Genomic DNA, 13,464 nt, shown 5'->3' with positions numbered 1-13,464 from the left:
TCACGGCTGCTTCTCGCAGCTTGCCTCGGTTTGTTGCCAACAATACTCGGTGCTCAGTACCTCAGCCTGGAAGAAGCCGTGGAAATTGGCCTGAGAGAAAACCTCGGCCTCATGACCGCGGACGCGCTTGCGCTATCGGCTAAAGCCAATACCGGAGCAGGGGCTGCGGGAATGCTCCCCTCCATCACTGCCGCCGGAGGTGGAACCTTTAGCCTGGATAATGCAACCCAGACGTTCCTCGACGGGCGGGAAAACGTGATTACCGGTGGGGTTGATAAAAGACTAAACGCCAGCATTCAGGCAGACTGGACGTTGTACGACGGTAAGGCGATGTTTCTGCGGAAAGATCAGCTCCAGGACGAATTCGAGTTGGCCGTTCTGGCCCGGAACCGAGAAGCACTGCAGCTTACCGCCGACATTTCCCGCGCGTATCAGGAACTCGTCCTTCAGGCACGATTGATTTCTATTCTTGAAGAGGATCTCAATTACCTGACGGACTTACTTGAACTGACCGAAGCTAAGCTGACCATCGGATCTGCTACCCGCCTCGATGTACTCCAGGCAAAGACCGATCTCAACGAGTTAATCAATTCCCGTAACCTGGCACTTTTGCAGTATGATATCGTGGCGGGTTCACTGAACCGGGACCTTAACCGAGAATCTACCATGCCGGTAACGGTCGATACCTCTTTCCTGATGCCGGAGGGGATGTTGGCTTACGAACAATGGACAGAACTGGCTCTCGCGTCAAACCCTGATCTGCAGTATTCCGCCAAGGAGGTCGCCATCGCCGAAAGAGAGATCGCCCTCGCCGAAGCAGAACGTAAGCCTACGCTCGACCTGAGTTCAGGATACAACTTCAGCTACCTCAGCTCGAACTCTGGCTTCCTGACGAGTAACCGGTCATTCAGCCCTTTTATCGGCCTGTCCGCAAGTCTGAATATTTTTGACGGTAACCGCGTAAACAGAAACATTGAGGTGGCGAAATTTAGCGCCACCGTCGCCCGGTTGGGCTACGACCAGGCTTCGCTCTCCACGAAAAATGAAATGTACCTGAATTACCAACAGTACGAATACTACGTTGAACAGGCCAGGGTAGAACAGGAGAACCTGATGCTGGCCGAAGAAAATTTCGCGCTGGCCGACGAACTATACCGTAGCGGTGTAATCAATCAGTTTGAGTTGCGGCAAGTACGCATTCAACGCCTGGCCATTGAGCGCCGGCTCGCTCAGGCAGAATATGAGCAAACTCAGGCTTACATCGGTTTAATGGAGCTGAGTGGCCAGCCCTGGCTCTAGCCAGTACTTTTAAGCAGATGAAGCACGGAACTTATTTGGTTCGGTTTCGCCTGGAGATATTTACACTATCTGTGTAAATATCAGATTAACAGAAGAATATTTTTAACTTCTAAAATCGGGTGTAATCACCCTGTAGTTATTATGAATACACAAATTCGTCTCTTTAATTTAAATATCGTAGGGTCCATTGTGTCAGGTGATTACAAAAGGTTTATATTTGTATGCGTAGCCTCCGTTTCTGGTTTGCTGTTATTGCTGACAATGGGATGCGGAAATGATGCTCAAGCCGAAATGGCACTGATTCAATTGTTTGATGAAGAAAAGGAATTGCTCTGCGATCTGAAGGCAATGAAACAGGACATCACTGCAAAGTGGGATAAAGTCAATATGGTTCTCGAAGAAAATCTTCCTGAGAGTATGCCCGCAGCGGAGAAAGCAAATATGTTGAAAGTCAGAAATGCGAGCCTGATCAGGATGTTCGAATCTTTTGAAGAGGTGAGTAGCGGGATTAAACAATTGCTGGACGAAACAGAAGCCTACGATGATGAAATGGCCAGTAAAGTGGTAACGATGAAAAAAGAAAAGCAGCGCATCGAGGATGAAAAGATGGCGTTGTTCGACGAAATAAAAAGAACAAAGGGTAAAGAGGTCTATCATGAATTACAAGCAAATTACCTGAAGGTAATCGATGCAGATTGCAAATAATATTCAATCAAATCACCAATTGATTCACATGAAGAAGCATTACATTTTTCTGTTTTTTGTGGCCCTGACCCTTAGTGCCTGTCAGAAAGACGAAGTCGTTTTGGAGCAAAGTTCTGCTGCGAAGAACTTCACACACACAGGGTTCCTTTGATCTGGAACCAACTCTTTTTGGAAGTAGAACGCTACAGCCCGGGTTACCGGCCACCGGTCTCGGCAAGGAGCATGGGGCTCATCAATCTGATGGCCTACGAGGCCATCGTTCACGGCAGCGAAGGACGTTATCAGAGTTTTTCGGGATACTTTGATGGCCTTGAGATTGACGAACCGGACTTTACCGAAGTGTACGACTGGGAAGTAGTTGTGAATGCAGCTTACGAAAAAGGCTTCGAGTACTTGTTCCCGACGGCGCCCGCTGCGCAGCAGTTTCAAATTCTGGATATTGGTGGTGACCTTCGGGCGCAGCTCCAGCTGTCCGGAGAGCCGGAAGTTTTCTACCGTTCCGTCGAGTACGGAAATTACGTCGCGGAAACTATTTACGAATGGTCCGCAACAGATACCTGGGGCCACGAAGGCTACCTCAATAATAACGACCCTGAGTTTGTTCCGCCTGTCGCGCCTCATCTCTGGAAACCCACCTACCCGGATTATGCGCCGGCGCTGCTGCCGCACTGGGGCAAAGCGATGACTTTCGCAGCTCTGCCTACAGACGTGGTGGAAGCACCGCCGGTCTTCAGTGTGGTCAGTGGCTCGCAGCTGTACCAGGAGGCTGAGCAAGTCATGACCCTGGTGAATTCCATCAAGGCTGGCGGAAGCCACGAAGAACACTGGATTGGTGAATTCTGGAGCGATGATTGCCCGATCCTCACCTTCACTCCTGCGGGAAGACAGCTGAGCATCACCAACCAACTCGTTGCCATCGAACGCCTCGATATGTTGGAGACGGTTGCTGCCTACGCAAAGGTGAGCATGGCTATTTCGGACGCGGGCGTGAGGTGCTGGAGTGAAAAATACCGCCACAATTACCTTCGTCCCATCGATTATATCCGTGAGCACATGGGCGAGCCGGATTGGAACACGGTTATGTGTCCTGATGGTTCCGGAGGGTTCTTTACGCCCAGTTTTCCGGCTTACCCTTCTGGTCACGCTACGTTCGGAGGAGCTGCTGCTGTGGTTCTGGAAGAGATTTTTGGCGCCGATTACACGTTTACCGATCGGAGCCACGAAGGCCGGACGGAGTTTAACGGAACGCCCAGAACGTTCACTTCCTTCCGGGCAATGGCGATCGAGAATGGCTACAGCCGGATTCCTCTCGGGGTTCACTTTGCGTCCGATTCGGACGCTGGCGTCGAACTCGGATTTACCGTCGGCCAGCGGGTGAACGATCTCCCCTGGAATTGATGCCAGCCCACGCGTGCGTAAAGTATACGGGCGCGGCCGCAGGTGCAACAACGGTTTTTTAAGAAGAGCGGGTACACCGACCCGCAGGAAGTGGAGCCACGGGAACATTGTATCCGTGGCTCCATCTTTTGTGTACACCGGTCGAGGAGCTGAAATACTTTCATCGCTGTTGGCCACGTACCCAAAACAAACTTGGCACCTGCGGCCGCGCCCGAATCACTTCCTGACCGGAGCCTCTCTGGTCGTGTTTTCCCATTTTCCCAACCCGTGTTTACAGTAAGTGCGGCACGGAAAAGACAAAAGCCTGCTGAAGTGGTGGGCCGACAAAAGCTTTGGCACGATAATTTCGTTAGTCGTGCGTAGGCTTTACCTTGCAACCCTCAAACCCAATCTTGCTATGCGTATTCTTGTGCTCTTCGGTTTTCTTTTCCTAACGACGTGTACCACTCCTCTGAATAAGAAAAATATACTCGTAATCGGCGACAGTAACGGCGCGGGCAAAGGATGGGTTTTTCAACTGCAGGAGCTCCGGGGAGGTGGCCCGCTGGTGAATACCGCCATCGGAGGCAATACCTTCGGGTTCAACGGAATGGGCGAGTTGCGCCGCAATACTATGGAGAACCTTACTGCTTACCTGCGCAAAGGATACGCCGAAATGGGAAGTATCGATGAAATCCTGATCAGCCTGGGAACGAACGACTGTAAAGCCGAATACGCCGGTCGGCGGAGCGAACCCGCCACCCACCTGAAAACACTGCTTACCCGGACGCGCGCCTTCTTCAGTGACCGTGGTCAGGAAGTGCCGCGCATTGTACTGATCACCCCGCCCCCCGCCGCAGAAAATGATGCAGTGAGCGACGAATTTCAGGGCGTGAAAGCCTGCCTGCAAGACCTGTCAGACGAAGTAAGAGCAATTGCCGCCGCCGAAGGCCTCTGTTTGGTAGACTTCCAGAAACAACCAGGCGACGAACTGCTGAAGTACAGCACCGACGGGATTCACTTCAATGAGCAGGGCTATAAATTACTCGCCAAAGCAGTAGTTGAGCAGTGCTACTAGTAGCAGGTACGCAAAGCCTTAACTACCCAGAATATCGCTCGGTTCCGCCTCCGAAATTACCATAGGCAGAGTGTTACGAATATTACGCTGATCCTCAATTTCGAGGAGGTCGAAAGCTTTGCCGAATTCGCGGTTGGCGGCTTCGTCCCAGATGTTTTTGTACCCTAGTTTCAGAGCATCGTATACGGCCAGGTAACTGGCGTAGCTGGTACCCCGGTCGTGGGTGAGACTAACAACGGCATTGGTCGGTTTACGGAGCGGGGAAATTACGTGGTCGGCAAGTAACACCGGAATGCTGGCTATGGTAGCTGGCTCGTTTTCTACCAACAACTGATCTGCACTATTGATGATTACGGTGAGGACGTTGTTCTCGTTGATAGGCTCCGAAATGGGGGCATCGTCCCAAACGGGAAGCCGGACAAGCACGCCTTTGTCCTCCTGAATAGTGGTCGTAACCAGAAAGAAGATGAGGAGCAGAAAGGCAATGTCGGCCATAGAGCCGGCGTTCACGGCGGGAGACTCCCGGCGCGTCTTTTTATCAGACATAATAAGGTGATTTGTTTGCCCTTCAGATGCCGGAGTAACATTCTTTGGCGGTTGCTGTGGTAGAATAGCCAGAAGGCATTCTGCCTTCACGAAGTTGATTCCCGGAAGAAACCTTCCGCACATCTGTCCCCTTGGGCTATATTCACCGCATGAAAAACCTGATCTGCCTCCTCCCTGTTTTGCTGCTTTTTATGAGCTGTGGTAACTCCGACGTAAACTCCACTAATCTGGAAGAACCGGTAGGAGCGGATGCTGTCGCTGAAAACTGGATTCCGCTTTTCAACGGGAAAGACCTCGAAGGCTGGGACATCAAAATAGCCGGCAAAGACGTAAACGACAACTTCCAAAACACCTTCGTATGGGAGGACGATATGCTCCGGATCAAATACGATGAGTACGATGAGTTCGAAGACCTGTTCGGCCACATATATTATAAAATTCCTTATTCATACTATAAACTTCGCTTCGACTACCGCTTCACGGGCGAGCAAACACCCGGCGGGTCGAGCTGGAATGTGCGTAACAGTGGTGTGATGCTTCATAGCCAGTCTGCGGCAAGCAACGAGTATGGCCAGCACTTTCCCGTATCGGTGGAATTGCAACTGCTGGGTGGCCTCAACGACGGGAAACCCCGTACCACCGCAAACGTATGTACGCCGGGAACGACGGTGATGATGGGCGATACCCTGAACAACCGCCACTGCATCAGCTCTTCGTCTGAAACCTACGATGGAGACCAGTGGGTACACGCCGAAGCGGTTGTCCTTGGCGGCGAAGCGATGCACTTTCTGATCGAAGGAGATACGGTGCTGAGTTTCCAAAACCCTCAGCTTGGGGGTGGGAATGCAAAACAACTCAGAAAATGGGGCCTCGGTAAAGCTGCGGACAAGTGGATCGCCCGAGATGGCGAAATCCTCACCAAGGGCTACATCGCACTGCAGGCCGAAAGCCATCCGATCGACTTTCGTAACGTAGAACTGTTGAAACTGCCGGAGCAATGATTAAACCTGCCGTTCAACTTCTAACTACTGCCACCATCAATGCGTAACCGAGGCCCGCAACCTAACGACCCTTCCCTGTTTGCTGATCGGTACCTGCCGGCCCTGAGGGCCGCAACCGACGATCTTTGCTGGCTGCTTAGCAGAGATTACGGAACCGATTCTGCTCTGCAACTGGTTGGTAACCGCTACCGGCTCAACAAACGGCAGCGGATGGCCGTCGGTCGGGCTTCCGCTTCGCAGGCAGCCATCGCTTCCCGGCAGGAGCGGCGGGTAGATTTGACACAAATTGCCGGGCGTACGGTAGCCATCGATGGTTTTAACCTGCTGATCCTGCTTGAAAGCGCGTTTGGGGGAGGCCTCATCCTTGAGTCCCGCGACGGGACTTATCGTGACCTGGCCGGTGTACATGGCACCTATAAGCACGTCCGCCATACTGAGCCGGCCCTGCTCAGGGTGGGGGAGGCGCTGCGTGTGGCAGCGCGGGTGATCTGGTATTTCGACCAGCCGGTTTCCAACTCCGGCCGGCTGAAAACGATGCTTAGGGAAATGGCCGAAACGCATGCCTTCAACTGGCAGGTCGAGTTAGTCTACAATCCGGACAAAGAGCTCATCGCGATGCCCGCAGAAAACGTGATCGTCTCTTCAGACAGTTGGATTCTTGATGACGGAGGAGCGTGGTGCAACCTGGGGCAGGAACTGTTGCAAAACGACGAAATTTGGCGAATTACGATCTGAGATGCTTACTCTTCCGGCCGGAGATCAAACCGCTTGCGTAAACTGTCTATCGCAGGGTTTTTCTCGCGCATGGCCAGGAATTTGTCCTTTGCGGTCAGCCGTTTCTTTACCTCAGATTTCTGGGGCCTCAGGCTTTCGTCGACTTTCAACAGCATCACCAGGTCGGGCCGCTTGAAGGTTTCCCGGAGGAACATGATGAGGCTGGTGTCCTCCCGGAAGGAAGCCATAACGCGCTGGCTACCAATGCGAACGTGGATCTCTTCGCCGGCAACACTACCGATGGCACGCTTCATATTAACGGCAAGGGTGGTGCCGGAATTATTGCGTTTGAACGTCTCCCAGGCAGTTGTGAGTGTTTCGTCAGTAAGCTCCGGCAGGTCTTCAGCGGCGGTAAGCTCCGATTCTTCCGATTCAATTTCAGCCATCATGTCACCAATGTCGATGGTGCCAAAGGCCGTCGGTGCTACCGGAGGAGTTACGGCTGCCGGCGCAGGAGTCTCTGCGGATTTCGGAGGAGACTCGAGTTCGGGCTTTGCGACTTGTGGCGCGGCGAGTTCTCCGCCCGCCGGACCCTCCGCGTTTACGGTAGTGGTGGGGTCAGGACTTTTTTTTTCCGGCGCGGCCGCAGGTGCGGGGGAAGTTGAAGGCGCAATGGCGACTGGTTCGTTCCTGAATGCCCGCTGAACAGCGGCCATCTTGAGCAACGCCATTTCAACGTGCAGCCGTTTATTGCGCGCCAGCCGGAAACCAAGGTCACAGTCGTTCGCTATGTTGAGCAGCGTCAGCAAAATATCCGTTGGGGCAATAGCGGCTTGTTGGTGGTAGCGTGCCCGGAGGCGTTCTCCTACTTCCAGCAGTTTCAGGGTTTCGGGGTCTTTGCAAACCAGAAGGTCGCGGACATGAGCCGCCAGCCCGTTGAGGAAGAGGTCTTCGTCGAACCCTTTGCGGAGGATGTCGTCGAACAATAGCATGATACCACCTCGGTCTTCGGTCAGCAGAAAGTCTACCGCTCTGAAGTAGTAGTCGTAGTCGAGTACGTTCAGGTTTTCGATTACGCCTTCGTAGGTGATCTTATTGGCGTCGGCGCTCGTCATCCGGTCAAAGATGGAGAGGGCGTCCCGCAGGGCGCCGTCGGCTTTCTGGCCGATGATGTGGAGGGCGTCCTCTTCGGCATCAATGCCTTCCTGCTCGCAAATTCCCTGCAGGTGCGTAATGATGTCCTTCGGCTGAATCCGCTTGAAATCGAACACCTGACAGCGCGACAGGATCGTCGGGATGATCTTATGCTTTTCTGTCGTTGCGAGAATGAAGACGGTCCGTTCGGGCGGCTCTTCCAGCGTTTTCAGGAAGGCGTTGAAGGCCGCCTGAGAGAGCATATGAACCTCATCCACGATGAATACCCGGCTCTTGCCCTGGTCCAGCGGGATGCGCGCCTGCTCGTTCAACGAGCGGATGTGGTCTACGGAGTTGTTACTCGCCGCATCCAGCTCCCTGATGTAAATGTTGGCGTCGCTGTCGAAAGACACGCAGCTCTGGCATTGGTTACAGGGCTCGAAGTCTTCCGTGCGGTTCTGACAGTTGAGGACCTTGGCCAGAATACGTGCCGAGGTGGTTTTACCTACACCGCGCGGGCCACAAAAGAGAAAGGCGTGCGCGAGGTGATCCGTCTGTAAAGCGTTCTTGAGTGTCTGCGATACGTGCTGCTGCCCGACAACTTCATCGAAGCGGACGGGGCGGTACTTTCTTGCGGATACTACAAAACTGCTCATAATCGCGAAGGTACGAAACATACCGTTTAAACTCTCAGTAACTCTGTTGTGATGAACGGACATCACAGCTTTTCAGTAGGCACGGCTTCAGCCGTCGGCTTACCTGTCAGGGTTAGTTTGCAGGCATGGTTTTCAAAGCGGGAGGCATTTGCGTGCTAATTATTACCGACCGTTCTTTTATCAAAAAACGCACCTCGCACCTGCGGCCGCGCCCCTCATCCCTGAACCACTTAGGCCCTGATCTAAGTGTGTCGGTAGCAGTTTCACACAGCTTAAATCGTCTCCGGGCAGGTTCACGCGCCTTGAAGTCGTTCGTTCCGGCTGTTCATCGGAGGCGAATGCGGCCGGGTAAATACCTTACGTAAAGTCTCCCCGGTCGATCCCCAGCTTAACCATTTTGCTCATCAGCGTCCGTCCGTTTACGTCCAGCAGTTCGGCGGCGCCTCCGGCGCCGGTTACTTTTCCTTTCGTTCTGCGCAAAGCCTCCATAATGTACTGCCGTTGCATTTCTTCGAAGGAAACCAGGCGATCGTTGGGAGACAGCGAAAGCTTGCCGTCTCCCCGGTCGGTACGGCGCAGTGCGCGTAACGATACGCCGAGGTTGAGCGTTGAGTCTTTAGAGGTGATCACCGCCCGCTCAACCAGGTTGATCAACTCACGAACGTTGCCGGGGAAGTCGTAAGCGACTAATTTTTCGAGGTCTTTCTGGTTGATCTGCGTTACCGGCCGGCCCATCTTCTGGGCGTAAATTTTGGTGAAGTGCTTCACCAGTACGGGGATGTCTTCGGGCCGCTCGCGGAGCGGCAGGTTATGAATCGGGAATACGTTGAGGCGGTAGAAAAGATCTTCCCGGAAAGTGCCTTCTCCGATCATCCGCTCCAGGTCACGGTTGGTAGCGGCGACTACGCGCACGTCGACCTTGATCACATCCTGAGAACCAATGCGCTGAATCTCTCCCTCCTGCAGTGCCCGGAGCAATTTGGACTGCATCTCGAGCGGAAGCTCACCAATTTCATCGAGGAAGATGGTCCCTCCATCGGCGAGCTCGAACTTACCTTTTTTCTGGGCGAATGCCCCGGTAAACGAGCCGCGCTCGTGACCGAACAGCTCACTTTCAATCAGGTTTTCCGGCAGCGCGGCACAGTTAACGCTTACCATTCTGCGGGTTCCCCGGTTACTGAAGTTGTGAATGCTCTGGGCCAGGAGTTCTTTTCCCGTTCCGGTTTCTCCGGTAACGAGCACGGTGGCGTCGGTGCCTGCTACCTGACCGATCTGGCCGAGCACTTTCATGTACTTTTTGGATACCGTAATGATCGGCCCGGAGGAGGTAACCGTATCTATTTCTTCTTTCAGGGCTTCGTTTTCGCTTTCCAGTTGCTTGCGCAGTTCGTCTACGCGGCGCTTTGCTTCCTGCAACCGGCGGCGGCCGGCCATTTCGTTGGTTACGTCCCGGCAGATTACGCCGAGGTACATCCGGCTTCCGGCGGCTACCTGAACAAAGCGCACCTGCAGGGTTCTTTCCTTGCCGTTTGTGTCGGCGTAAACGTAGTCGGTGTCGGGGCGGACCCGGCCGTCGAGTTGTTCCTGACGTACCTGTGCGAGGGCGGGTATTTCCAACTCTGGCATAAGCTCGGTCAGCGGCAAACCGGTCAGTTCGCGGGTGGTCCGCCGGCTCAGTTTTTTGCGCGCCGCGGTGTTCATCATTTCAACGCACTGATCGTTGTTGAGCCAGATGACCCATTCCTGCAGGGTGTTCAGGGTCGCGGTATGAAGTTGAAGGTCTTCGGAGTTAGCGGTTTCCCGTCCGCTGTCGTGACTAACGATCACGGCGTACTCTTTTCCGTCGGGTGCTGCGTGGAAGTGCATGCCCGCCCGGGTAGGGTAGGGCGTTCCGTCTTTACGGATCGTGTTGGTGCTCAGTTCCAGGTAGTGCTCGGAGCGTAGTTTGGCCAATGCTTCTCTGTAATCCGGGCTCAGGAGGTTTGCGGGCAGGCCAATTATTTCCTGGCGGGAATAACGGGTGAGTTCGCGGGCGCGGGCGTTGGCGTAGGCAATGTGGCCATCGGCAAGGTCTGCCCAGACGATGGCGTCGCGGCTTTGGTCGAGACTAAACTGAAAGGTAGACTCATCACCGGCAGGAATCATGCCCGCAAGGTGGTCTTCTTCCCGCACGGCCGATCCGTAAATTTTACGTACTTCTACTTCATTTTCGACCGATTGGCCACGGAGCAAGAGGCTGCGCGTCTGCCCGTCGCTCAGTTGCAAATCGAGGGTTACTTCGGCGGAACGTGCCGCATTGGCTAACCGGCCGAGAAGAGTAGCCGCTTCTTTTTTCTGGCTCGGCAGCAGGTGCGAAGAAAGCTTTTCGGCCAGGTCTCCGGAGGGGTAAAAGTCACGCTCCAACGACCAGCCGAGCCATTCGCGCAGCAGCGGAGACACGTACACCTGTCCGGTGCCAAGGTGGTATTCCCAGCTTCCGATTTTTCCGTCGCGCTGAACGGCTTCCAACAAATCTGCCTCCCGGCTTCCTTCCTCTGTCGACCCAAAAACAATCAGACATAATGATTGGTCTTCCGCCGCAGCATCGAAGCCGATGTGCCCCCGGACACCAAAAAAGTTGCCGCCACTGTTTACAAACTGTGTCTCCAGGTGGGTCGCTCCTGCCGGGTCGAGTTGTTTCCAGAACTTTTTCCAGCCCAGCAGACTATAATTCGGGTCGATCTCCAGGTAAGAACTCCGGAGGAGCTGACTCTGGGTGTAGCCCAAAAGACGACACGCCGATTCGTTGGCGTATACGATCCGTCCCTGTTTATCGGCCCACAACGCTCCTTCGCTCACCTGGTCGAAGGCGGCTACGTGGAGCTTCAATTGGTCTTTTGGAGTGGGTGGAGTCATGATAATACCGTAGGGCAGGAGCTTGGGGGGCGAAGATAAACGAAAATGCTTCAGGTTAAACAAAATGCAAACCCTTCGTCCGCTCTAATACTTTCGCAGACTGAGGCGTTACCTTTGCGTTACGACAAAGCGAACCACAAATATGCGCAAGTACTATCTCTTTCTGTTCATGGCCCTGACCTTTGGTTTGAGCGCCCAGGAATCCTACAAAATCACCATCGAAATTGACGGCTACGAAGAACCGATCCTCAGTCTCGCCAACAACGTTCTGGATAAGCAGTATATCGTTGACACCGCCGCACGGTCTCCGGAGGGTACCTATGTTTTCGAAAGCGACACAAGTGCCTTACCCCGCGGTATTTATCTGGTTGTGTTAGCACCTGATAACAGCTATTTCCAAATGGTGGTCGGTGATGATGATGACCAGGTGTTTACCCTGAAAACAAGGAAAGACAAACTTGCCGGAGCTACGGTGGAGAGCAGTGAAGAAAACGAAATCTTCTTCGAGTACCTCGCTTACCTCGACCGGCAGGGCGAAGCCAGCCGGCCAGCCCGCGAAGCCCTGCAGGATTCCACCCTTACCGACGAGCAGCGTGATCCTTTAATGGAAAAACTAAACGCAATCTCGGATGAAGTAGACCTCCACCAGCAAAAAATAATGGCTGAGTACCCGCAATCCTTCACCACCGCAATCATTAAGGCCAACCGCGCTAATGATCCTCCGGCCTATGAGCACCTCGCCGAAGAAGAACGAAACCCCGCCCGCCTCGCATGGCTGCTCGAGCATTACTTCGATCCGCTGGACCTCAAAGACGATCGGCTGCTGCGCACCCCCTTCCTTTTCGAGCGCATCAATTATTACGTCGACCGTCTGCACATTCAGCACCCGGATACGGTGGCAATGGCTATCGACAAAGTTCTGGGAAAAATGGACCCCAACTCGGAACTGTTCAAGTACTACGTGGTCCACTTCACCAATAAAGCCGCAAAGAGCAAGATCGTTGGTATGGACGCCGTCTACGTTCATATGGTCGATGCTTACTACAAAAGCGGTTTGGCCTACTGGGTTGATCCCGAACAGTTGGAGACAATGACCGAAGACGTTGAACGGATTCGTCCCCTTCTGATCGGCCGCAAAGCACCCAACCTTGCTATGAGCCGCCGTGATGGCTCCCCCGTGGAACTCTATGACATCGACGCAAAGTATACCGTACTCTACTTCTGGAAGTACGATTGCTCCTCCTGTAAGAAGTCCACTCCGTACATGAAAGATTTCTACGCGAAGTGGAAAGACAGAGGAGTAGAGGTTTTCTCGGTCTGTACCAAGCAGAACGAGCTGGAAAAATGCTGGGAATACATCGATGACAACGAAATCGGGGATTGGCTCCACGCCACCGACCGCTACCAACGGTTTTTCAAGGATTACGATGTCCGCTCTACGCCGACGATCTATGTTCTGGATGAGAATAAGGAAATCGTATCTAAGCGAATCGCCGCAAAGCAACTAGATGAACTACTCGAAAACCTGGAGAAACAGCGTGAACTGAGAGAAGAGTCTGATAAATCAACCGGAGAACGCTAATGCAGAAAATTGAAACATTCAGTCCCCAACTCGGAGACATTCACGGCATGTTGGCCATTTGCGGAGCAATATTTGTGCTCCTCGTGTGGCTGGCTTTCCGGTTGAACAAAATTAAAGATCCCGACCCGCGCAAAAGGGTATTATTGCCAATGCTCGCCTACTTCATGGCCTTGCTGGCCCTGATGGGGTTTCTGGGGTCTTTCTGGACGCTGTTTAAATATCCGACCCTGGAAATCTCGGACACCGAGATGATCATTAACGGAGAAAGTAACCGGTTGCCCAGTGCCTCGAATGTCCGGCTCGAGAACTACGAGAGCGGAGGACTGGGGCCTTCCAGCCGGGTATTACTCGTGCAAACCAAAGACCGGAAAACCTGGGCTTTCCCCGAAGACCGCTACCCGGTCAATGAAATCATGCGGCTCCTGCGGAAGGAATAGCCCGCTCGTCGTACCGATCTTCAATTTGGTCTATTTAATT

Annotated in this window: 11 protein-coding genes; 8 read left to right on the top strand and 3 right to left on the bottom strand. The window is 53.5% G+C overall.

All coding sequences use genetic code 11. The features are described 5' to 3' along the window. Window positions 1–33: 33 nt before the first annotated feature. From FUA23_RS04745 to FUA23_RS04730, 4 genes are all read left to right on the top strand, one after another. Window positions 34–1,299: a TolC family protein gene (locus FUA23_RS04745; protein WP_222706992.1), complete on the top strand. Its 1,266-nt coding sequence runs from the start codon at window positions 34–36 to the stop codon at window positions 1,297–1,299. A gap of 141 nt (window positions 1,300–1,440) precedes the next feature. Beyond that, complete coding sequence (locus tag FUA23_RS04740) at window positions 1,441–2,004, top strand: hypothetical protein (RefSeq protein WP_147929578.1); 564 nt, start codon at window positions 1,441–1,443, stop codon at window positions 2,002–2,004. A 168-nt stretch (window positions 2,005–2,172) separates the two neighbouring features. Beyond that, on the top strand, window positions 2,173–3,402 hold the full coding sequence (locus FUA23_RS04735) for a vanadium-dependent haloperoxidase (protein ID WP_147929577.1): 1,230 nt from the start codon (window positions 2,173–2,175) through the stop codon (window positions 3,400–3,402). 397 nt (window positions 3,403–3,799) lie between these two features. Further along, window positions 3,800–4,459, top strand: coding sequence for an SGNH/GDSL hydrolase family protein (locus tag FUA23_RS04730; protein ID WP_147929576.1), 660 nt, complete (start codon window positions 3,800–3,802; stop codon window positions 4,457–4,459). Window positions 4,460–4,477: 18 nt separating this feature from the next. Here the strand turns inward: FUA23_RS04730 and FUA23_RS04725 are convergent, their stop codons facing one another. Then, window positions 4,478–5,005 (bottom strand): ExbD/TolR family protein, encoded by a 528-nt coding sequence (locus FUA23_RS04725; protein WP_147929575.1) that lies wholly within the window; start codon window positions 5,003–5,005, stop codon window positions 4,478–4,480. A gap of 149 nt (window positions 5,006–5,154) precedes the next feature. Between FUA23_RS04725 and FUA23_RS04720 the strand changes: the two genes are divergently transcribed. Continuing rightward, complete coding sequence (locus tag FUA23_RS04720) at window positions 5,155–6,006, top strand: 3-keto-disaccharide hydrolase (protein WP_246144028.1); 852 nt, start codon at window positions 5,155–5,157, stop codon at window positions 6,004–6,006. Between the two features lie 39 nt (window positions 6,007–6,045). Next, entirely contained in the window at window positions 6,046–6,741 is a 696-nt protein-coding gene (locus FUA23_RS04715; protein ID WP_147929574.1) for a DUF434 domain-containing protein, read from the top strand. Window positions 6,742–6,746: 5 nt separating this feature from the next. On the opposite strand, the gene dnaX is transcribed toward FUA23_RS04715, so the two are convergent. Together dnaX and FUA23_RS04705 are read right to left on the bottom strand one after the other, a co-directional pair. Beyond that, a complete protein-coding gene (dnaX, locus tag FUA23_RS04710) occupies window positions 6,747–8,510 on the bottom strand; it encodes a DNA polymerase III subunit gamma/tau (protein WP_147929573.1) in 1,764 nt (587 codons plus the stop codon). 357 nt (window positions 8,511–8,867) lie between these two features. Further along, on the bottom strand, window positions 8,868–11,405 hold the full coding sequence (locus tag FUA23_RS04705; protein ID WP_147929572.1) for a sigma 54-interacting transcriptional regulator: 2,538 nt from the start codon (window positions 11,403–11,405) through the stop codon (window positions 8,868–8,870). Window positions 11,406–11,547: 142 nt separating this feature from the next. On the opposite strand from FUA23_RS04705, the gene FUA23_RS04700 reads away from it, so the two are divergent. Further along, on the top strand, window positions 11,548–12,987 hold the full coding sequence (locus FUA23_RS04700) for a TlpA family protein disulfide reductase (RefSeq protein ID WP_147929571.1): 1,440 nt from the start codon (window positions 11,548–11,550) through the stop codon (window positions 12,985–12,987). Further along, on the top strand, window positions 12,987–13,424 hold the full coding sequence (locus FUA23_RS04695) for a hypothetical protein (protein WP_147929570.1): 438 nt from the start codon (window positions 12,987–12,989) through the stop codon (window positions 13,422–13,424). The genes FUA23_RS04700 and FUA23_RS04695 overlap by 1 nt, the downstream gene beginning before the upstream one ends. The last annotated feature ends 40 nt before the right edge of the window (window positions 13,425–13,464 follow it).

Origin of the sequence: Neolewinella aurantiaca, from assembly GCF_008014675.1 — a bacterium.
Lineage (GTDB): Bacteria > Bacteroidota > Bacteroidia > Chitinophagales > Saprospiraceae > Neolewinella > Neolewinella aurantiaca.
Note: the sequence above shows the minus strand (reverse complement) of the source record. Positions and strands in the feature narration are given on the sequence as shown.